17 protein-coding genes, 3 rRNA genes and 1 other annotated feature are annotated in these 22,217 nt (G+C 43.0%); of the genes, 14 read left to right on the top strand and 6 right to left on the bottom strand.

What is annotated here, in order from left to right; all coding sequences use genetic code 11:
* Positions 1–5: 5 nt before the first annotated feature.
* Positions 6–578, bottom strand: coding sequence for a tRNA 5-(aminomethyl)-2-thiouridylate-methyltransferase MnmM (gene mnmM / locus G6R08_RS03460; RefSeq protein WP_205439389.1), 573 nt, complete (start codon positions 576–578; stop codon positions 6–8).
* Positions 579–948: 370 nt separating this feature from the next.
* Positions 949–1,083 (bottom strand): hypothetical protein, encoded by a 135-nt coding sequence (locus G6R08_RS22225; RefSeq protein WP_275897921.1) that lies wholly within the window; start codon positions 1,081–1,083, stop codon positions 949–951.
* Between the two features lie 124 nt (positions 1,084–1,207).
* Positions 1,208–1,425, top strand: a binding site (T-box leader).
* Between the two features lie 55 nt (positions 1,426–1,480).
* Between G6R08_RS22225 and leuS the strand changes: the two genes are divergently transcribed.
* The 6 genes from leuS to rrf all read left to right on the top strand — a co-directional run bounded on the left by leuS (position 1,481) and on the right by rrf (position 10,007).
* On the top strand, positions 1,481–3,895 hold the full coding sequence (gene leuS, locus G6R08_RS03455; protein ID WP_163526695.1) for a leucine--tRNA ligase: 2,415 nt from the start codon (positions 1,481–1,483) through the stop codon (positions 3,893–3,895).
* A 131-nt stretch (positions 3,896–4,026) separates the two neighbouring features.
* On the top strand, positions 4,027–4,338 hold the full coding sequence (locus G6R08_RS03450; RefSeq protein ID WP_163526694.1) for a rhodanese-like domain-containing protein: 312 nt from the start codon (positions 4,027–4,029) through the stop codon (positions 4,336–4,338).
* Between the two features lie 21 nt (positions 4,339–4,359).
* Positions 4,360–4,692 carry a rhodanese-like domain-containing protein gene (locus tag G6R08_RS03445; protein WP_205439388.1) on the top strand — a complete coding sequence of 111 codons (333 nt, stop codon included), beginning with the start codon at positions 4,360–4,362 and terminating at the stop codon, positions 4,690–4,692.
* 414 nt (positions 4,693–5,106) lie between these two features.
* A 16S ribosomal RNA gene (locus G6R08_RS03440) occupies positions 5,107–6,673 on the top strand.
* Positions 6,674–6,890: 217 nt separating this feature from the next.
* Positions 6,891–9,813 (top strand): 23S ribosomal RNA (locus tag G6R08_RS03435).
* An 80-nt stretch (positions 9,814–9,893) separates the two neighbouring features.
* Positions 9,894–10,007, top strand: a 5S ribosomal RNA gene (gene rrf, locus G6R08_RS03430).
* The 16S, 23S and 5S rRNA genes sit together here, the layout of an rRNA operon.
* 481 nt (positions 10,008–10,488) lie before the next feature.
* On the opposite strand, the gene G6R08_RS03425 is transcribed toward rrf, so the two are convergent.
* Entirely contained in the window at positions 10,489–11,469 is a 981-nt protein-coding gene (locus G6R08_RS03425) for a cation diffusion facilitator family transporter (RefSeq protein ID WP_163526693.1), read from the bottom strand.
* Between the two features lie 238 nt (positions 11,470–11,707).
* Positions 11,708–12,970: a BaiN/RdsA family NAD(P)/FAD-dependent oxidoreductase gene (locus tag G6R08_RS03420; RefSeq protein ID WP_163526692.1), complete on the bottom strand. Its 1,263-nt coding sequence runs from the start codon at positions 12,968–12,970 to the stop codon at positions 11,708–11,710.
* A 104-nt stretch (positions 12,971–13,074) separates the two neighbouring features.
* Here G6R08_RS03420 and G6R08_RS03415 point away from each other — a divergent pair, with 104 nt between their 5' ends.
* Positions 13,075–14,712 (top strand): putative polysaccharide biosynthesis protein, encoded by a 1,638-nt coding sequence (locus G6R08_RS03415; RefSeq protein ID WP_163526691.1) that lies wholly within the window; start codon positions 13,075–13,077, stop codon positions 14,710–14,712.
* Positions 14,713–14,715: 3 nt separating this feature from the next.
* Positions 14,716–15,438 (top strand): pseudouridine synthase, encoded by a 723-nt coding sequence (locus G6R08_RS03410; RefSeq protein WP_163526690.1) that lies wholly within the window; start codon positions 14,716–14,718, stop codon positions 15,436–15,438.
* A 42-nt stretch (positions 15,439–15,480) separates the two neighbouring features.
* Here G6R08_RS03410 and G6R08_RS03405 read toward each other — a convergent pair whose 3' ends face one another.
* Entirely contained in the window at positions 15,481–15,720 is a 240-nt protein-coding gene (locus G6R08_RS03405) for a DeoR family transcriptional regulator (RefSeq protein ID WP_420810368.1), read from the bottom strand.
* Between the two features lie 145 nt (positions 15,721–15,865).
* On the opposite strand from G6R08_RS03405, the gene G6R08_RS03400 reads away from it, so the two are divergent.
* The 6 genes from G6R08_RS03400 (at position 15,866) to G6R08_RS03375 (ending at position 21,743) form a co-directional block, all read left to right on the top strand.
* Positions 15,866–16,891, top strand: a complete 1,026-nt coding sequence (locus G6R08_RS03400; protein ID WP_163526688.1) for an ion channel — start codon at positions 15,866–15,868, stop codon at positions 16,889–16,891.
* Positions 16,888–18,261 carry a dipeptidase PepV gene (pepV, locus tag G6R08_RS03395; RefSeq protein WP_163526687.1) on the top strand — a complete coding sequence of 458 codons (1,374 nt, stop codon included), beginning with the start codon at positions 16,888–16,890 and terminating at the stop codon, positions 18,259–18,261. Before G6R08_RS03400 ends, pepV begins: the two co-directional genes overlap by 4 nt.
* A 61-nt stretch (positions 18,262–18,322) precedes the next feature.
* Positions 18,323–18,907 carry an RNA 2',3'-cyclic phosphodiesterase gene (gene thpR / locus G6R08_RS03390; RefSeq protein WP_163526686.1) on the top strand — a complete coding sequence of 195 codons (585 nt, stop codon included), beginning with the start codon at positions 18,323–18,325 and terminating at the stop codon, positions 18,905–18,907.
* The gene (locus G6R08_RS03385) at positions 18,891–19,799 is read left to right on the top strand and encodes an NERD domain-containing protein (RefSeq protein ID WP_163526685.1); all 909 of its coding nucleotides are present in this window, start codon (positions 18,891–18,893) and stop codon (positions 19,797–19,799) included. Before thpR ends, G6R08_RS03385 begins: the two co-directional genes overlap by 17 nt.
* Before the next feature lie 50 nt (positions 19,800–19,849).
* A complete protein-coding gene (locus G6R08_RS03380) occupies positions 19,850–20,779 on the top strand; it encodes a diacylglycerol/lipid kinase family protein (protein WP_163526684.1) in 930 nt (309 codons plus the stop codon).
* A gap of 157 nt (positions 20,780–20,936) precedes the next feature.
* Positions 20,937–21,743, top strand: a complete 807-nt coding sequence (locus G6R08_RS03375) for a phosphotransferase family protein (RefSeq protein ID WP_205439387.1) — start codon at positions 20,937–20,939, stop codon at positions 21,741–21,743.
* A 47-nt stretch (positions 21,744–21,790) separates the two neighbouring features.
* On the opposite strand, the gene G6R08_RS21945 is transcribed toward G6R08_RS03375, so the two are convergent.
* A complete protein-coding gene (locus G6R08_RS21945) occupies positions 21,791–21,952 on the bottom strand; it encodes a hypothetical protein (protein ID WP_176142542.1) in 162 nt (53 codons plus the stop codon).
* Positions 21,953–22,217 lie beyond the last annotated feature (265 nt).

Below are 22,217 nucleotides of genomic sequence, written 5' to 3'. Positions count from 1 at the left end.
CCAGGTTATTTCTTTTCGATGGCAAGAATGAACGGCGGCTGATTTCGCTGGTTGATAAACCCATGCTGCAGTACGTTGTAGTGACGCTGGTCTAAACAACTTACATAGTTAAGTAATGCTGTCTTTTCCTCTTCCCCCCCTGGATGACCATAGTAGACCACCAATACTACCAGTCCTCCTTTTTGGATATAGGAGAGAATGCTTTGAATCGATGAAAGGGTTTGATCAGCCTCAGTAATAACAGACTTATCACTGCCAGGTAAATACCCTAGGTTAAAAATCGCAGCTTTAAGACGTCTGAGATGATCGTCCGGAATATGTTGTTCAATAGCCGCGTGGCTATCATGAATCAGTGTGGTTTGCTCAAATAACTGATGGTCAATGAGCCGTTGTTTGGTATTGAAGATGGCTTCTTTCTGAATATCAAATCCGTATATGTGTCCACTTTTACCAACGAGCTGGCTGATGAATTGAGTATCATGCCCATTACCGCACGTCCCATCAATGGCGACATCCCCTGTTTTCAGCACATCTCCCATTAACTCATGGGCGTAATGCAGGGCTCTTTTCAGAATCATGTTTATATACCTTCTTTCTTATCGTTTTCTTGTCTAAGTTTGACAGCAAAGGTATTGTAGCATGTTTCTGGTGAATTTTGAATTTTGATAAGTAAACATATGGATATGATGATAAGGAAAGGACGAGCCTGGGGCATAACTGCACTTCTTAAGTGAGAAGGCGAACGATGTGCCGCTTTTGCGGAGAAAACATACGTAGACTCCTGCGGGAGGAAAGGCCTAGGTGAGCCCCCGCAGTGCGCTAGCACAAGGAGGCTCAACAGCCGCCCGCGGAAAGCGAAGTATATTTTCGTAGCGGGTTATATGCATAATTGTACTTACTGCGTAGTTCGTATTTTTATTTGATAAAGGCACATTGTCCCAGCTCGTTCTATTTTTTAGGTTGATTAGAAGCTGATTTCCGCTTGTTTTTGACCGTATCAAAAGCTTTTTTAGCATAACGTTTAGTTTGTTCAGGATTTTGTTTTGCGTAATCAGCTGCCTTTTTAATGAACTTTCGTACCATTACGACCCTCCGTTAAGAATAGTTTGTTGTAACTCTAAATATACCCTGCACTAGCATGGCGTAAACATTATTCGGAAAGTGAACTTGACAAAGCAATCACCTTTCATTACTATACGAATATAAATAATAAACGTAGAAGAGGACTAGTAGTAAAGTTTCAAGTATAAGAGAGGCAGCGGGTGGTGCGAGCTGTTCTTGATCTTTATGAACTCGCCTTGGATGTTGTAGGAACGAACAAATGAGTAGTTCCTTCCGGCTCTATCACCGTTATTCGATATCAAGCGAGCGTTTTTTAACGTTAATTTGGGTGGTACCGCGGAAGATAAGTCTTTCGTCCCTTTGGATGACAAGGGACGAGAGACTTTTTTATATAGCAAAAGTATCAAGGAGGAACAGTATGGCTTTTAATCACAGGGAAATTGAAAAGAAATGGCAGAAATACTGGTTAGAAAATAAAATTTTTAAAACGAATAGCGACTCGGAAAAGGAAAAGTTTTATGCACTAGATATGTTTCCTTATCCATCAGGGGCTGGTCTCCATGTGGGTCACCCTGAAGGGTACACAGCGACAGACATTTTATCAAGAATGAAGCGTATGCAGGGGTATGAAGTGCTGCATCCAATTGGCTGGGATGCTTTTGGGCTTCCTGCTGAACAATATGCTCTGGATACAGGAAATGACCCTCGGGAATTCACAAAACATAATATTGATACCTTCCGCAGACAAATACAAGAGTTAGGTTTCTCTTATGATTGGGACAGAGAAGTGAACACGACTGACCCCGACTACTATAAATGGACACAGTGGATCTTTCTGAAACTTTATGAAAAAGGACTTGCTTACATTGATGAAGTGGCTGTGAACTGGTGCCCGGCACTAGGTACAGTTCTTGCCAATGAGGAAGTTATTGATGGGAAAAGTGAACGTGGAGATCACCCTGTAGAACGCAGGCCGATGAAGCAATGGATGCTTAAAATTACTGCTTATGCAGACCGGCTTCTGGAAGATCTTGAAGAATTAGATTGGCCGGAAAGCATTAAGGATATGCAACGAAATTGGATCGGCAAATCTGAAGGTGCGGAAGTAAGCTTTCATATTGCTGGTCACGGTACTTCTTTTGATGTATTTACTACGAGACCGGATACACTTTTCGGTGCGACCTATGCTGTACTTGCCCCAGAGCACCCTCTAGTTGATAAAATTGTAAGCGATGACCAACAAGAAGCAGTGAAGGAGTACATTGATCAAGCTCAGAAGAAAAGTGATCTTGAGCGAACTGACCTGGCTAAAAATAAATCCGGCGTATTTACCGGGACTTACGCAATCAACCCTGTTGATGGTAATAAATTGCCAATATGGGTCGCAGATTATGTGCTAATGAGCTATGGAAGCGGTGCGATCATGGCTGTACCTGCTCACGATGAACGTGACTATGAGTTTGCGACAAAGTATGATCTTCCGATTATCGAAGTAGTTGATGGCGGGAATATTGAAGATGAACCTTACACCGGGGACGGCGAACATGTAAACTCAGACTTCTTAAATGGATTAGGTAAAGACGAGGCGATTTCTAAAGCAATTAACTGGCTTGAAAAAAATGAGAAAGGTTCCAGGAAAACCACTTACCGGCTGCGGGACTGGTTGTTCAGTCGTCAGAGATATTGGGGAGAACCGATCCCAATTATTCACTGGGAAGATGGAACCACTTCACCTGTACCGGAAAACCAACTCCCTGTAACACTTCCGGTAACTACGGAAATCAAACCTTCGGGAACAGGAGAGTCCCCCTTAGCCAATATTAGTGAATGGGTAAATGTAGTGGACCCTGAAACAGGCATGAAGGGACGCCGTGAAACGAATACAATGCCACAATGGGCGGGAAGCTGCTGGTATTACCTTCGATATATTGATGCCCGTAACGGTGAGACATTTGCCGATTTTGAAAAATTAAAGAAATGGCTGCCTGTCGATGTCTATATTGGAGGAGCAGAGCATGCAGTTCTGCACTTGCTGTACGCACGTTTCTGGCATAAGGTTCTTTATGACATCGGTGCCGTCCCTACGAAAGAACCTTTTCAAAAGCTGTTTAACCAGGGAATGATCCTTGGTGAAGGTAATGAGAAAATGAGTAAATCTAAAGGGAATGTTGTGAATCCGGACGATATTGTTTACAGTCATGGTGCGGATACGCTGAGATTATATGAAATGTTTATGGGACCACTCGATGCTTCGGTTGCATGGTCTACGAATGGGCTTGATGGAGCAAGACGGTTTTTGGACCGTGTGTGGAGATTGTTTGTAGTTGATGGGCAACTTTCGGAAGCTATTAAGGAAAACAGTGATGATATGACGTTAGAGAAAACGTATCATGAAACTGTCCAAAGAGTAAGTGAAAACTTCCAGGAGCTACGATTTAATACGGGGATTTCACAGATGATGGTTTTCATTAACGAAGGTTATAAGGCACATGAGATTCCTAAACCATTTGTTGAAGGATTCGTTAAATTGTTATCACCTGTAGCTCCTCATTTAGCTGAAGAACTATGGGAGAAGCTAGGACACGGGGGAACAATCAGCTATCAGGAGTGGCCGACTTTCGATGAGTCTAAACTCGTTGAAAACGAAGTGGAGATTGTAATCCAGGTCATGGGAAAAGTACGGGCCAAAATGATGGTCAATGTAGATGCTTCAAAAGAAGACTTAGAAAAAGCAGCATTAGAGAATAAACAGGTTCAAGACTGGCTGGAAGGAAAAACAGTACGTAAGGTAATTGCAGTTCCAGGTAAACTGGTAAACATTGTAGCAAACTAATTATCTATAAAGAAGGACGTCATCCTTTCGATGACGTCCTTCTTTTTTAATGAGATGAGCTTAAATTCTTGACTTCAAGATGCAGACTAATACAATATGAAACACAGATAACATTAAGGAGGAGATCTCTAGTGAGTAATATTCCTGAAATCAATGCAGAGGAACTGCAAGAGGTCCTTGATAGTAACAAGGAGATCACGATTATAGATGTAAGGGAAGATGAAGAAGTTAAACAAGGTGTTATTCCGACTGCCGAACACATCCCGTTAGGTAATATACCGGAAGCCGTAAGCAGCCTTGATCAAAATAAAAAATATGTAATGGTTTGCCGCTCTGGAAGGAGAAGCATGAATGCCTCAGAATTTTTGAAGGAAAATGGATTTCAACAGGTCCAGAATCTTAAAGGCGGTATGCTTGCCTGGAATGGTGAGCTCGTTTTTTAAGGTGAAAGAGGAAAACTTTATATGGAACTCATCTTATTTTTATTGGTAATAATCATCTTAGTTTTCCTGAAAGATGCGGCTGACGGTAAATCGCTTACTCATTTAGGGAAGGAACAGGTTTCTATAGAAGAGTATTGCGTGATAGACATTCGAGATTATATATCCGCGTCGCATTCTCCATACCCTGGAGCTGAGAATATACCTCTTAGCTATTTGCCCCGTGAGCTCAAAGAGCGTATGGACTGTGAAAAGAATATTTTGCTGATCACCGATGATAAACGCGGTGCAAAAATGGCAGCCAAAATAATTAGAAAGAAAAGGAATAGCTCCATTTATTATATAAAGTCAGCTTGAAAAACTGCGCCCGTGATAGGTGCAGTTTTTCAATTAGTCATTGACAATTTCATTCATAACACATAAAGTGTTTAGTGTTGCTTTTCAAATACAAATTACTGCAATTTAATTGTTGATTCGAAAAATCTATTGAACTATTGACAATCTTTTAGGCTTTGTGCTAGAATTTATTTACGTCGCATCAGTTCATTGCGACCGCAAGTTATAGTCTGCTGATATTTCATAAAGAAAGTTGTTGACTTCAACCCTTTCAACGTGGTATATTAGTTAGGTCGCTGTTTTGAAGCAGCGCTCAACATTTTGATCTTTGAAAACTGAACGAACCAACCAGTACGTCAAGATATTCTTTCTATTATATAGAAGGAATTCAAACAAGCACATTCGGTGTGCAAATGAGCAAGTCAAACTTTACTTTTTATGGAGAGTTTGATCCTGGCTCAGGACGAACGCTGGCGGCGTGCCTAATACATGCAAGTCGAGCGCAGGAAGCAGGCAGATCCCCTTCGGGGGTGATGCCTGTGGAATGAGCGGCGGACGGGTGAGTAACACGTGGGCAACCTGCCTGTAAGATCGGAATAACTCCGGGAAACCGGGGCTAATGCCGGGTAATCCTTTTTTTCGCATGAGAGAGAGGTGAAAGATGGCCTTTGGCTATCACTTACAGATGGGCCCGCGGCGCATTAGCTAGTTGGTGAGGTAATAGCTCACCAAGGCGACGATGCGTAGCCGACCTGAGAGGGTGATCGGTCACACTGGGACTGAGACACGGCCCAGACTCCTACGGGAGGCAGCAGTAGGGAATCTTCCGCAATGGACGAAAGTCTGACGGAGCAACGCCGCGTGAACGATGAAGGTCTTCGGATCGTAAAGTTCTGTTGTTAGGGAAGAACAAGTACCGTGCGAATAGAGCGGTACCTTGACGGTACCTAACGAGGAAGCCCCGGCTAACTACGTGCCAGCAGCCGCGGTAATACGTTGGGGGCAAGCCTTGTCCGTAATTGTTGGGCGTAAAGCGCGCGCAGGCGGTTTCTTAAGTCTGATGTGAAAGCCCACGGCTCAACCGTGGAGGGTCATTGGAAACTGGGGAACTTGAGGACAGAAGAGGAGAGTGGAATTCCACGTGTAGCGGTGAAATGCGTAGATATGTGGAGGAACACCAGTGGCGAAGGCGACTCTCTGGTCTGTTTCTGACGCTGAGGTGCGAAAGCGTGGGTAGCAAACAGGATTAGATACCCTGGTAGTCCACGCCGTAAACGATGAGTGCTAGGTGTTAGGGGGCTTCCACCCCTTAGTGCTGAAGTTAACGCATTAAGCACTCCGCCTGGGGAGTACGGCCGCAAGGCTGAAACTCAAAGGAATTGACGGGGGCCCGCACAAGCGGTGGAGCATGTGGTTTAATTCGAAGCAACGCGAAGAACCTTACCAGGTCTTGACATCCTTGGACCACCCTAGAGATAGGGTCTTCCCTTCGGGGACCCAGTGACAGGTGGTGCATGGTTGTCGTCAGCTCGTGTCGTGAGATGTTGGGTTAAGTCCCGCAACGAGCGCAACCCCTAATCTTAGTTGCCAGCATTGAGTTGGGCACTCTAAGGTGACTGCCGGTGACAAACCGGAGGAAGGCGGGGATGACGTCAAATCATCATGCCCCTTATGACCTGGGCTACACACGTGCTACAATGGCTGGTACAAAGGGCAGCGAAGCCGCAAGGTGTAGCAAATCCCATAAAACCATTCTCAGTTCGGATTGCAGGCTGCAACTCGCCTGCATGAAGCCGGAATCGCTAGTAATCGCGGATCAGCATGCCGCGGTGAATACGTTCCCGGGCCTTGTACACACCGCCCGTCACACCACGAGAGTTGGCAACACCCGAAGTCGGTGAGGTAACCTTTATGGAGCCAGCCGCCGAAGGTGGGGCCAATGATTGGGGTGAAGTCGTAACAAGGTAGCCGTATCGGAAGGTGCGGCTGGATCACCTCCTTTCTAAGGAATATGCAAGGCGGAAGCACCCTTACGGGTGACGGAAGCTGCCGCATACGGAGGACGTACCTGGTTGGTTGTTCAGTTTTGAGAGATCAAAAGATCTTCTCATTGTGAACCTTGAAAACTGGATAAGATATTTCAGAACGTGTTGGATCGTTAGATCCGCACGGGATGACAAGACATCAAACATCAATTTTTTAAACGTCTTTTCACAGATAGTTAAGTGAATAAGGGCGCACGGTGGATGCCTTGGTACTAGGAGCCGATGAAGGACGGGACTAACACCGATATGCTTTGGGAAGCCGTAAGTAGGCTGTGCACCGAAGATTTCCGAATGGGGAAACCCCCTGCTCGTAATGGAGCAGGATCGTTTACTGAATACATAGGTAGACGAAGGCAGACCCGGGGAACTGAAACATCTCAGTACCCGGAGGAAGAGAAAGCAAACGCGATTTCCCAAGTAGCGGCGAGCGAAACGGAATCAGCCCAAACCAGAAAGCTTGCTTTCTGGGGTTGTAGGACACTCCTTTGGAGTTACCAAAAAAGAAGATAGATGAATCGATCTGGAACGATCAGCCAGAGCAGGTAAGAGCCCTGTAATCGACATCTTCTTTTCTCCGGAGTGGATCCTGAGTACGGCGGAACACGAGGAATTCCGTCGGAATCCGGGAGGACCATCTCCCAAGGCTAAATACTCCCTAGTGACCGATAGTGAACCAGTACCGTGAGGGAAAGGTGAAAAGCACCCCGGAAGGGGAGTGAAAGAGAACCTGAAACCGTGTGCCTACAAGTAGTCGGAGCCCATTGATGGGTGACGGCGTGCCTTTTGTAGAATGAACCGGCGAGTTACGACTGTATGCAAGGTTAAGCGTCAGAAGCGGAGCCGCAGCGAAAGCGAGTCTGAATAGGGCGAATGAGTATGCGGTCGTAGACCCGAAACCGTGTGATCTACCCATGTCCAGGGTGAAGGTCAGGTAACACTGACTGGAGGCCCGAACCCACGCAAGTTGAAAATTGCGGGGATGAGGTGTGGGTAGGGGTGAAATGCCAATCGAACACGGAGATAGCTGGTTCTCTCCGAAATAGCTTTAGGGCTAGCCTCAGAATAGAAAGTCTTGGAGGTAGAGCACTGATTGGACGAGGGGCCCCTACCGGGTTACCGAATTCAGTCAAACTCCGAATGCCAACGACTTTGTTCTGGGAGTCAGACCATGGGTGATAAGGTTCATGGTCGAGAGGGAAACAGCCCAGACCGCCAGCTAAGGTCCCTAAGTGTGTGTTAAGTGGAAAAGGATGTGGAGTTGCTTAGACAACCAGGATGTTGGCTTAGAAGCAGCCATCATTGAAAGAGTGCGTAATAGCTCACTGGTCGAGTGACTCTGCGCCGAAAATATACCGGGGCTAAACACACCACCGAAGCTGCGGATTGATCCGAACGGATCAGTGGTAGGAGAGCGTTCTAAGGGCGGCGAAGTCAGACCGTAAGGACTGGTGGAGCGCTTAGAAGTGAGAATGCCGGTATGAGTAGCGAACAAAGAGTGAGAATCTCTTTCACCGAAAGCCCAAGGTTTCCTGAGGAAGGCTCGTCCTCTCAGGGTTAGTCGGGACCTAAGCCGAGGCCGAAAGGCGTAGGCGATGGACAACAGGTTGATATTCCTGTACCGCCTCCTTTCCGTTTGAACGACGGGGGGACGCAGGAGGATAAGGAGAGCGCACCATTGGATGTGTGCGTCCAAGCAGTGAGACGGTCGAGGCAGGCAAATCCACTCGGCAACGTCAAGCTGTGATGGGGAGGGAACTAAAGTACCGAAGCTCCTGAGTTCACACTGCCAAGAAAATCCTCTAGTGAGGAAAGAGGCGCCCGTACCGCAAACCAACACAGGTAGGCGAGGAGAGGATCCTAAGGTGAGCGGGAGAACTCTCGTTAAGGAACTCGGCAAAATGACCCCGTAACTTCGGGAGAAGGGGTGCTCCTCTGCCGAGGAGCCGCAGTGAAAAGGCCCAAGCGACTGTTTACCAAAAACACAGGTCTCTGCGAAGCCGTAAGGCGAAGTATAGGGGCTGACACCTGCCCGGTGCTGGAAGGTTAAGGGGATGCGTTAGCGCGTAAGCGCGAAGCGTTGAACCGAAGCCCCAGTAAACGGCGGCCGTAACTATAACGGTCCTAAGGTAGCGAAATTCCTTGTCGGGTAAGTTCCGACCCGCACGAAAGGTGCAACGACTTGGGCACTGTCTCAACGAGAGACCCGGTGAAATTATACTATGCGTGAAGATGCGCATTACCCGCGACAGGACGGAAAGACCCCGTGGAGCTTTACTGTAGCCTGATATTGAATGTTGGTACAGCTTGTACAGGATAGGTGGGAGCCTGAGAAACCGGAGCGCTAGCTTCGGTGGAGGCGCTGGTGGGATACCACCCTGGCTGTACGGACATTCTAACCCAGGACCGTGATCCGGTTCGGAGACAGTGTCAGGTGGGCAGTTTGACTGGGGCGGTCGCCTCCTAAAGAGTAACGGAGGCGCCCAAAGGTTCCCTCAGAATGGTTGGAAATCATTCGCAGAGTGTAAAGGCACAAGGGAGCTTGACTGCGAGACTTACAAGTCGAGCAGGGACGAAAGTCGGGCTTAGTGATCCGGCGGTACCGTATGGAAGGGCCGTCGCTCAACGGATAAAAGCTACCCCGGGGATAACAGGCTTATCTCCCCCAAGAGTCCACATCGACGGGGAGGTTTGGCACCTCGATGTCGGCTCATCGCATCCTGGGGCTGTAGTCGGTCCCAAGGGTTGGGCTGTTCGCCCATTAAAGCGGTACGCGAGCTGGGTTCAGAACGTCGTGAGACAGTTCGGTCCCTATCCGTCGTGGGCGTTGGAAATCTGAAAGGAGCTGTCCTTAGTACGAGAGGACCGGGATGGACACACCGCTGGTGTACCAGTTGTTCCGCCAGGAGCATCGCTGGGTAGCTACGTGTGGACGGGATAAGTGCTGAAAGCATCTAAGCATGAAGCCCCCCTTGAGATGAGATTTCCCCTTACGCCAAGTAAGTAAGATTCCTCAGAGACGATGAGGTCGATAGGTCCGAGGTGGAAGCGTGGTGACACGTGGAGCTGACGGATACTAATCAATCGATGACTTAACTATAAGGAAAACGTACACATTAAATGTTTGATAACTTGAATGTCTTATCCAGTTTTGAAGGTTTACCCTTCTTCATAAAATGATGTGGTGGCGACAGCGAAGAGGTCACACCTGTTCCCATGCCGAACACAGCAGTTAAGCTCTTCAGCGCCGATGGTAGTCGGGTCGATCCCCGTGAGAGTAGGACGCGGCCACGTCAGTCTAAAAGCCTTGGAAATTTCCAAGGCTTTTTTGTGTGTTTTTGTTACACCTTCCACCTTATTGGTGCAGTAAATGTCTTGATGTATTATGACTGTATTATGACTTAGGAGAAAATACACTCTATTCTCTCTTTTAAACTTTAAAGTTGCCACACAAAAGGCAAAGGAAATAGAACGAGTGCTTAGACATTTGAAGAAAACCGGAAAAGTATGGGAAGCCTGGATATGCTGGTAGAAATCTATACAGAAAAGAGAAAATAGACCTGCCCTTCCTGTAAAAACAGGATCAAACGCGCAATTTTATCACAACAGGTTGTTGAGCTGTCTCTTAAGGAAAGCGAAAGTATTCTTGTAAGGAGGTAGGAAGATCTTCTATGACGTCTTTCCCTGGTAATCAAAAGGGTGATGGGAGATTATTTTCCACCACCACATTTGATAGGGAAACTGATGTTGGTACATTCCACAGGGAGGTTCGTATTTATTCAGACCGATTGCCTTCTTTTGTATCAGTTGACCAGTCTTTCTGATCATTTGTCTCTAAAATACCTATAGTAGCATCGACAATACTTTCGTCTTGTAACACTTTTTCTTCTACTTGGGATTTAATATCATCTGCTTCAGCTAAAGTCATTCCTTTTCTTAATTCAATATAACTTTCCACATGGTAGTCTCTCCCTTCCTGGAGGATACGAAGTTTGTTAATATCTACCACATTTTCATCGTTTAAAATAACTTCAGCTACCCTTTCCTCCACAATTTTAGGGGCTGCGAGACCAATAAGACCGAGGGTGTTTTCATACCCAATCTTTAATGCAATGCCAACGAGTAATATCCCGATAATTAATGTACCTAATCCATCAAGAAAGTAAAGGCCAGTAAAGTGAGAGAGTACCACAAAAATTAGAGCGATAGCTGAACCAGCTGTTGCCACAATATCCTCATAGAAGACGAGCCGTGTTGGTGGCGCTGCCAGGCTGACGTTTTTAAATGCATTTGTAAAGATATTACCATCCTCTGACTCGGAACGGCTTTCTTTACCAATTTCCTTCATTACCTTAATTAAAATATAACCATCTACCACAATAGCGATAAATAGTATTCCTACATTTAACCAAATGTTGGAGGAAGGATGAGGTTCCTGGATCAATTTCCATCCTTTTAAAATCGTTTCATAAGCCATGATCGTAATTATGGTTACAGCAATGAGCACAAATAGGTTAACAACTCGACCGAAGCCAGTTGGAAAACGTTTGGTGGGTTCTTTTTCAGCTAACGCACTTCCGAAATAAACAAATCCCTGGTTAGTTGCATCAGCGGCAGAATGAATAGCAGTTGCGAACATAGCTCCACTACCGCTTACTGCAGCAGCTATTCCTTTAATGATTGCCAATAATGTGTTCCCTAGTGCAGCAATACCCGATGATTTATTTCCTTTCTTGAGCAATTTAAAAAAGGACATAAAAATTTTTCACCCTCACTAATTTAATAAGTACTTTCTTATTCTGCATTAAACGAGTAATTTTAAACTGAGATTTGCGATAACTTGAAACTTTTTGCATCTGGCAGGATTTAATTTACATAATGATGCGGAATAAGAAATGGTGGGGAGTTTAAAGGAATGCCTTTGGAATCGCTAAAAACCGGGAGAGTTGTGTTAAACTCTCCCGGTTTTTAGCGATTAAACCAAATTTCATATATTAAGTGCCCATTGCTTCGTAGGCAGCATGAATACCAGCAACTCGTCCTGTTACCAAGGCCGCCGTAATGTTATACCCTCCAGTATATCCATGAATATCTAGGATTTCCCCACAAAAATATAGCCGGTCCATTAGTTTTGATTGCATCGTGTTCGGTACGATTTCTTTTATGGAAACACCGCCTCCTGTTACAAAAGCTTTTTCAATAGGCTGTGAATCATGTATGGATACTTGAAAGTGTTTTAACGCGTTCACGAAGTCACGCAGCTGTTGATTTGAGATGTTTCCTGCTTTGTCTTCCGACTTCACACCAATATGCTGCAGAAGATAATCAAGTAACCGTTCAGGCACTACCCCTTTAACAATATTGCGGAATGATTTCCTGGATTGTTCATTTATTTGCTTGTGAAGCTCATCTATAATAGAGTGTTCATGTCGGTCGGGTAAACAGTCGATTTCGATGGTTACGGGTTTATGACCTTTCATAAATTCTTTTACTACATATTGCGAACATCTTAAAATAGCCGGACCTGATAATCCGAAATGTGTAAACAGCATGTCCATACGATGGGTAATTAGTGGTTTGTGCTTCTTGTTTAAGACGGATACGTTAACATCCCGTAAGGATAATCCTTGGAGTTCCCTATTTTGAATAAACGAATCCTTTGAGATTAAAGGAACTTCAGTTGGAAATAATTGAGTGATCGTATGCCCTGCTTTTTTAGCCCACGCATACCCGTCCCCTGTACTTCCTGTATGGGGGACAGCCTTGCCGCCCACGGCTAATACGATAGAACGTGTAGTGATTTTCTCTTTGGATTGCAGGACGATTTGGTGTTCGTCTTGTCCATAATGAATTGATTCTACGGGCATTTTAGTTCGGACTTCAACATTTAATTCATCGAGGCGAGTGAGAAGGGCATTGACGACATCCTTTGCTTTATTACTGACCGGAAACATTCGTCCATGGTCTTCTTCTTTTAAGGCGACACCAAGTCCTTCAAAAAACTCGATAATGTCATAGTTATTGAAAACAGAAAAAGGACTGTACAGAAATTTGCCGTTTCCAGGGATATGTCTGATTACCTCGTCTTCAGGCAGACGATTCGTGACATTACAGCGCCCGCCACCTGAGATGGCAAGTTTGGTGCCTAGTTTCTTTCCTTTGTCCAGCAGCAATGTTTTCATTCCTTGTTCAGCGGCTGCAATAGCAGCCATTAATCCTGTTGGACCTCCGCCGATGACCGTTACGTGGTAACTCATGTTGTTCTTCCTTTCTTTTAACAACTAAAAACAGATGTTAGCTTGATTTTTATGGTAAAATAGATGCGTTCGACTCTACAACAATTGAAGGTGAATAGAATATTATGTCGAAAATTTTAAAAGGTACTATGATTTTGACAGGTGCAACCTTTCTGTCAAAATTTCTAGGTATGATCTATACGGTTCCATTTGAACAGATGGTTGGGCCTGATGGAATAGAGCTTTATTTCTATGCCTATACACCATACAATATTTTATTGAGTTTATCTACACTTGGCGTCCCGATGGCCGTATCTAAGTTCGTTTCTAAGTATAATTCATTGGAAGATTATCAAACGGGACGAGATATGTTTAAGTCAGGGATGCAGCTGATGGCTGTTACCGGAGTCGTCGCGTTTTTACTCTTGTTTTTTAGTGCAGAACAAATTGCTACCCATAGTTTATCATTGAATGGTGATTCTGCTGCTAAAGTTGCAGATGTGACGATGGTTATAAAAATGGTTAGTTTTGCTCTACTCATTATTCCGTGTATGAGTCTTATAAGAGGATTCTTTCAGGGGAATGAGTCGATGGCTCCCACCGGCATCTCTCAAGTTATCGAGCAAATAGTCCGGATTATCTTCTTGCTCGTTTCAGTCTATGTTGTACTTAACGTAGTAGAGGAGGACAATATTTCACTCGCAATAAGCTTTTCTACTTTTGCGGCCTTTATAGGAGCAGTTGCTTCATTACTTGTTCTGGGTGTGTTCTGGAAAAAGCGCAAACCTCATTTAGATAAGCTAGTAGACCAACAAGAGTACACATACGATTTATCTAGAAAATCAATGATGAAGGAGTTATTAGGTTACGCAGGCCCCTTTGTGTTAGTTGGGATTGCGACGCCTCTATACCAGCTAATAGACCAATTTACTTTTATGCAGGCGATGGATGAAGCTGGGTTTAGTGAAGACGTAGCCGGTGATTCTTTATCTGCCATTCACGTGCTAAGTCATAAACTTGTGATCATTCCTGTAACGTTAGGCATCGGATTATCGCTTGCAATGCTTCCGGCCATTACGAAATCATTTACGAAAGAATATATGACACAGCTAAACCAACAAATTAATCAGGCCCTGCAAATCATTGCACTTCTGATATTGCCTGCTGTGGTTGGACTATCTGTGCTCTCCTACGAGGCTTACGGTTCGTTTTATGGGACATATAAAGTAGATTATTTCGGCACTTTATTAAGATGGTATGCTCCCGTTGGTTTATTTTTTGCCTTGTATACTGTGACATCATCAATCTTGCAAGGAATTAATCGTCAAAATTTCGCAGTAGTCAGTCTCGGTTCAGGACTCCTTATTAAGATACTCACAAACTCCTGGTTTATAGTTGAATTTGGTGCGAAAGGTTCGATTATTTCAACAGGACTCGCTGTTCTTGTGGCAGTGGCATTGAACCTATGGCGTATTCAGAGAGCGATTGATTTTTCCTATAAACAAGTATACAAGAGGACATTGCTCATTGGGATTATCTCGTCGATCATGGCAGCTGTAGTCTTTGTCATTAAATGGTCAATAGGTCTTTTGTGGAATCCAATGGACAGCAGAATGGCTGCATTTTTTATATTAGTATTAGGTGTAGGTGTCGGAGGCATCTTTTATATGTGGATGGCCTATAAAACAACATTGCTTGAACGAATTCTTGGAGGCCGCGTCCGGTTCCTCGATAAGTTCTTGCGGCGCAGTCAAAGGGGATAAGTTATGAGAATCGATAAATTATTAGCAAATATGGGTTATGGAACACGAAAAGAAGTAAAAGGGTTACTCAGAGGCGGTAATGTAAGAGTCAATGGGCAACCTGAAAAAAATGGGAAGACACATGTGAACCCAGAAGATGATTTAGTAACCGTTATGGGTGAAGAGGTAAATTATCGGGAGCATATTTATTTAATGCTTAATAAACCGGGGGATCTGATTTCAGCCACAGAAGATGCCCATGATATGACCGTGATTGATATTCTGCAGCCAGAGGACCAAGTATTTTCGCCATTTCCTGTTGGCAGATTAGATAAAGATACGGAAGGATTACTTTTGATTACTAACGATGGCCAACTGGCTCATCGTTTAACCACACCAAAGAAAGATATTGGTAAAACTTATTATGCTGTCATTGAAGGTGTTGTAACAGAGGAAGATGTTACAAAGTTTAAACAGGGAGTCACTCTCGATGATAGCTACGTTACAAAATCGGCTGACCTGAACATTCTTCAGTCGGATCATGTCTCTGAAATTGAATTAACGATTACTGAAGGTAAATTCCATCAAGTGAAGCGGATGTTTGAAGCGGTTAACAAAGAAGTTACGTATTTGAAGCGGATGCAAATGGGCAGTTTGAAGCTTGACCCAGAACTCGAGCTTGGTGAGTATAGAGAGCTCACTGATGAGGAAGTTGAATATTTAATGACCATTACCAAAATGGACTAGCAAAAAAACACCCGGATCTATTCCGGGTGTTCTATCTATTCGTTATGAAATTTTAACTTTTTTCTCTGTTGTTGTCCACTTTCCACGGTGCGGACTTGAAACAAGTCCGTTGTATTCCAAAATGCTTAAGTCCCTTTGCATCGTTCGGTCAGTAATACCGAACTCCTCAGACAGCTGCTGAGTCGTAACCGTCCCTTGGTCTTTAATGTACAAGTAAACAGCCTTGATTCGGTTTAGCATGCGGGATGATGGATGATTCAAAAAACCACTCCTTATTGTCATTCATTGGAATTCTCGCGGTGCTAGTGAATGTATGAAGTTATCTCTATATTACAACATTAGATACAAAACGGCTAGACAAACCAACTGAATTTACAGACTTTTCGTCAAATTTAACAATGAGTTAAAGTTAGGGAGCGAGTATAAGATGTTTTTATTAAGAAAACTTATCTTAAAAATAGTAAAAGTTAATCATTACGTCTTATTTATTACCAGCGCTTTATTAGTGATCTTATCCTCCATTCTCATCGTCTTCGTGGAAAAAGAAACGTTTCCTACTATTTTTGATGGATTTTGGTGGGTGATGACAACTGTAACCACGGTGGGGTATGGTGATTATTATCCTGTAACTGCAGCTGGTCGTGGTATTGCCATTTTTTTATACATATTTGGTATTGGTTTGATCGGAATCGTGATTGGCAAAATTATTGATATGCTTACTGTATTTAGAAGAAAACGAGTGGAGGGTGATATTATGTTTAAAGGTAAAGATCATTTTATTATCATTGGATGGTCACAAAAAGCTTGCTTTGCCGTAAATGAGATGGTTGATACATATAAAAATGTTGAGATCATTATTATTGATGAGCTAGACGAAGCTCCTTTATTAACGGAGAATATTCACTACATAAGGGGAAATGCCTCGGAACCCAGTATCTTAGAAAAAGCTTCTCTCACTAATGCTCGTTCGGTTGTAATTTTTGCAGATGATAGTTTAGCAGGCGATCAAGTAACAGACGGCAAAACTCTTTTGATTGCTTCAACCATTGAATCCGTTGCTCCTAATGTGCATACTGTTGTTGAAGTTATGGAACAAAAACATATTAAGAATTTTCAGCATGCCAGTGTCGATGAATTTATAATTTCAAATGAAACGATCTCCTCTCTCGCAGTGCGGTCAGCTTTTAGCAAAGGTGTTTCAAATCTCTATAATCAACTTTTGAGACGTTCTGTTGGGGATGATTTATATCGAATCCCTATTCGTCCTTCATGGACTACGTATCGAGATGCATTTCAAGAGTTAATAGATGAAGGAGCAACGCTGATTGCAGACAGAAGCGACCTCACTATCAATCGTAAACTCGACGAGAAACTGCCCAAGGAAGCAGAATTGTATGTTATTTGTGATGACCCTGCTTATCAAAAGATTATGAAAAAGGGAGGATCTCTATGAACTTTAATTCTTTGAGCCATCAATATGAATCAGAATTTACCGAAAAGACCATGAAACTAATCCGTATTCCCAGCGTGTATAAATTAAACGACGAATATCCTTATGGTGAACACATTGATCAAGCTCTGCAAACTATGCTGAAGATAGCTGAGGAGGACGGTTTTAAAACAAAGAATATCGAAAGTCATGCCGGACATATTGAATTTGGCCAAGGGGAAGAAATTCTGGGTATCCTTGGTCATCTGGACATTGTCCCTGCAGGAGAGGGATGGGAGACTGATCCATTTTCACCGGTTATAAAAGATGGGAACCTTTATGGAAGAGGGGCACAAGATGATAAAGGTCCAGTAATGGCTGCTTATATTGCAATGAAGCTCCTCAAGCAACAAGGGTTTCAACCCAATAAACGCGTTCGACTTATCCTTGGTACAGATGAAGAAAGGGACTGGCAGGGCATTGAGCATTATTTTAAGCAGGAGGACATGCCTGAATTCGGTTTTTCTCCAGATGCTTCTTTTCCAGTTATTAATGCAGAAAAAGGTTTACTAGACACATATGTTAAGATCCCTTTACCAGAGGAGGAGGACGATTTTGAATTAGTAACACTGAATAGTGGAGACCGTCTTAATATGGTTCCTTCCCGGGCTGAGGCGAACATCAAAACAATTGATAGCTTAGAAGAGTCGTTCCAATCTTTTCTGAGAAATAAAGGAATAATAGGGGAAATGAGTAAGCAGGATGGGATAGTAACTTTGACTATGGAAGGTGTTTCTGCTCATGGGAGCAGGCCGGATAAAGGAAGAAATGCTGCTCTTCTTATGGTGGAGTATCTGCAGCAACTTCCTTTCCCGGTAGAGCATCGAACCATTCTTACTAATCTTTATGACAGGTTAAATGATTATTCTGGGGAAAAGATAGGGTTAAAGTGTGCTGATACTTCTGGTGATTTAACACTTAACGTCGGTTCCATAAGCTGGATTAAAGGAGAAAAGTGTCAGGTGGGAATCAATACCCGATATCCTGTTTCAGTCGAGGGGGACATGGTTATAACCAAATTATCACAGTATGCTAATGAAATAGGAGGGACATTGGAATTATATGATCATTTGCCTGCTCTTTATGTAGATGCAAAGCACCCTTATGTCCAAACATTATTAGCTATTTATAACAACGCTGCAAAGGAAGAAGAGAATGTACAATCAATTGGCGGGGCAACTTATGCCAGATCACTTTCTTTCGGGGTAGCTTTTGGAGCTTTATTTAAAGACAGTCCTGATACAGCCCACCAGGAAAATGAGCATGTCCGAATTAAGGATATGGTGAAGGCGATCGCTATTTATGCTGAATCGATTTATAAATTAACAAAATAATCCTTACTTTAATTTGACGTCTAGTTCGTTTGGCAGAATGTTTAAAAAGGAGTGTACCTTGATGGGAGATCATCATTATTTTATTGGGATTCCACTTTTAAATGAAAAGCGAGATGAATTCACAGCTCTACAACAACTGCTCAAGCATGATATGTCTTATAAGAACTGGACACATCCCGAAGATTTTCATATTACGATAAAGTTTTTGGGAGCATGTGCAACCCCTGTTCTTGAGTCTATTAAACAGCAACTGATGAGCTATTTGTGGCCGAAGCCATTTGAATTAAGGCTTGGACCTGCCGATACTTTTGGTAAGCGTGAACGTCCAAGAGTGTTTCATATTGCAGTTAATTCTTCTTCGGATCTATTGATGATACATGAAGGAGTTGAACAAATTTGTGAGCAGGCAGGATTCGCAAGGGAAGGGAGAAGGTATTCGCCTCATGTAACATTAGCGAAGAAGTGGATTGACGGTCTGTCTCCCTTGGCGACTGAGGAAGTCGACTCCCGGTTTATGAGGCATTACTTAATGAACGTCGACCGCTTTTGTCTTTACCGAGTACATCCTCAACTGTCTCCAAAGTATGAAGTGGTATATGAAGTCAGGCTGCCCAGTGGAGGTGGAGCTGGTGGCACAGTTAATTAAATTGTATGATTATATTTCGCGCTATGAAACCAATATGTACCAATATTCCAGCCAATACATCCGTTTGAAGCTGGAAAACTGGAAAAAGATCAAGCATCGTTGGGAGCAGGGAGAACTTCATCCAAACGAAGAGGAGGGAGAATCTCTCTATGAGAGAGAAGCCCGTGACAAAATGTGGCTTCGTTTTTTCAGAAAAGAAAAGGTAGAATACGATGTGGGGACACCCGAAGAACCCTGGACACCAGCGACAATGATGGAACTTAAGCAATATTTTCTAGACGGCATCCTCCCCTTCCAAGTTAAATGGGCTTCGACAACTATACAAAAGAAATCGTTCATAGAAAAAACAATTTATAAAGATCAAATGCTGAAAATACTGCTCCAACGCCTGCCTGACACATTTCTAGTAATGTATTACCCTGTGGTGGAAATTAAGTCTGTACCGGTTGAAGCGGAAATTTTGATCATTGGTCCTCATGAAGTTGAAATTATTTCAGTTATGGAAGTTCCTGATGTGACCATGATCCATCCATCCAGTGAGTCAAGCTGGCAAGTAGAGAAAATGGGAGAACATGCGAAAGTATTTAGTCCAATGCATGGTTTAAAGAGAACAGAAACCTTTGTGAGAAGTGTCCTTCATACGTATACGCTTGATTTTTCCTTTCATAAAGTCGTGCTGGCACCTTCGCACACTTTTGATGGAGCGAAACCCCCTTTTCTGACTTCTTACATTGATTCAACAAACTTTTCTGAGTGGCTTGATAAGAAAAGAAAATTAAATGCTCCGCTGAAACATAAACAGTTAAAAGTAGCTAATTTACTTATGCGTCATACTAAGACAATAGCCTTTAAGCGACCAGAATGGGAAACTGATGAAACGAGCGAAAAATAGCGCTAAGTAGTCTTGTGCAGCCATTTCATACATAAATAGGAGAAATGTGAATGTATATTATTATTGTGAATCCAGCGGCAGGAAATGGCAAGGCGAAAAAAGTATTTAATAGGATCCAGAAAGAACCGTTATATAAACAGAAAAACTGCCGATCGTTTCATACGAATAGAAGCGGACATGCTGAACGGCTGGCAGGGCAGATTGCCGCGATTCATTATGAGAGTATTGAGGCTGTTATGGTTATTGGAAGAGACGGAACGCTTCATGCAGTGTTAAATGGCTTGGCGAAATATCCAGAGCTGCCTATTGCTCCGATTCCAGCAGGGTCTGGCAATGACTTTGCAAGAGGAATTGCATTTAAATTATCTGGTGTTGAACTTTTTAAAAAGGTTGTTACGAATCCGAAACGGGTCGTGATAAGTCCAGGAACTTATCTTCTAAATGAAAAGCACGAACATCAGAAGCGATTTTTTATTAACAGTGTAGGGATTGGATTAGATGGCAAAGTTGTAGCCCTTGCTAATCGACCGACCTATAGAAAAGTGATGAAGCGACTGCATCTACACTCGCTAAGTTACATTGTGTCATTGCTGTGGAACGTTATTAAACTAGAATCAGAACATTTGGAGGTAGAAATTGATCACCGTAAAGTTGTAATCCCACAGGCGATAATGCTTACTGTGGCGAATCACCCTTATTTCGGAAAAGGGATGAGAATCTCTCCTCAAGCTGATATTCATCAGCCAACATTTCATACTATATTTATTGAGCCATTGCCTAAATGGAAAGTGGTGACTTTATTTATGTTCGTATTTATAGGGCAGCACACCCGGTTAAAAAAAGTGCACGAACTAAAGGGAGCATATATAAGAATTACTGCTGGAAAAAGTCTGCACATGCAAGTGGACGGAGAACAGGAAGTTTGTAATCAGTGTATAATACAACGAGCTGATCAAGAACGAATCTTGTATGGAGGATAAGTTTTCGCTTGAATGTAGATGGCCTTTTGCGTTAATCTATTAGAAGGTGTCTTAAAATATACAGTTGTGAGATGGACTATAGATTTTTTACTAGATACGGTATACTGATTGAAGATAATAATGTGATGCCATCACAGAGAGATTTGAGGAATTGAAGGTGAATTGGTTGGAGCACATATTAGGAAGCAACTGGAAAATAACGCCCGCTGGAGGTTCCACGGGTGAAGCATACTATGCTCAAAACGGGGGGAAGCGTTTATTCTTAAAACGTAACTCTTCACCTTTTCTTGCCGTTCTTTCTGCTGAAGGAATCGTGCCGAAGCTTATGTGGACGAAAAGATTAGAAAACGGGGATGTTATTACAGCTCAGGACTGGCTCGAGGGACATGAGTTAAGTGCTGAAGAAATGAAACATCCCAGAGTAGCTGCGTTACTAAGTAAAATTCACCATTCTTCTGAACTATTAGACATGCTCATGAGATTGGGGAAACACCCTTTAACCCCACATGAAGTACTAACAGATTTAAAGGAAAATCAAAAGATACTAGGTCAGGTGGAGCCACGCATCGAAATCCATCAAGCGATTCATTACTTAGAAAACCATGTACAAGAAGTAGAATTTGCCCGTCATGTGGTATGCCATTGTGATACAAACCATAATAATTGGCTGCTTTCCTCAAGAGATCAGTTGTATTTAATCGATTGGGATAATGCTATGGTGGCTGACCCAGCATTGGACCTGGGAATGCTTCTTTACTCTTATATCCCTCAGCAAGACTGGGATCGGTGGCTGAATCAATATGGTGTGGAACCGAATGCTCATTTGTATAAAAGAATGACATGGTATGCAGTCTCTCAATCACTAGCGTTCATTCAATGGCACATGATGCGGGGCGAATATAAAGAAGCTTCAAATAGAATGATTAAATTAGGGGAAATGATGATTCATCACGAAATCATCTAACATAAAAAAACTTGCGTTAGAAATTCTAACGCAAGTTTTTTTATGGTTTACTGGGAGATAGCTGAATACTTCAGTTTCTTTTCACGTACTTCCGAACTCATTTTTTCGTTTAACTTTTCAAAAGGGTATATAAGTAAAGCGTAGCCTGCAAATAGTACAGAGAAAACCGCAAGTACAGTCAATTCGATCATTCCGATAATTAAATTCATTCGTTTACACTCACTCCTGTTTTGTTTGTAGTTGACTAGCTTTGTTCTGACTTCCCTATGTTCCGGACCGTTCATAATTGATATAACGATTTTAATCATATATCAGGAAGCGCTTACAACCCAATAGGTAATTTTTGCGAAATAGCTGGTTGTAACGGTATGGCTCATCTTGATACTGATATAACTGCCGCATGATTACTAATTTAGCTGTATAAGCGTACATACATCTTTTTTCTTCACATTTATAAAAAACTTTAACAAATTC

This window comes from Halobacillus ihumii (assembly GCF_902726645.1).
In the GTDB taxonomy this organism is placed as follows: Bacteria; Bacillota; Bacilli; order Bacillales; family Halobacillaceae; genus Halobacillus_A; species Halobacillus_A ihumii.
Note: the sequence above shows the minus strand (reverse complement) of the source record. Positions and strands in the feature narration are given on the sequence as shown.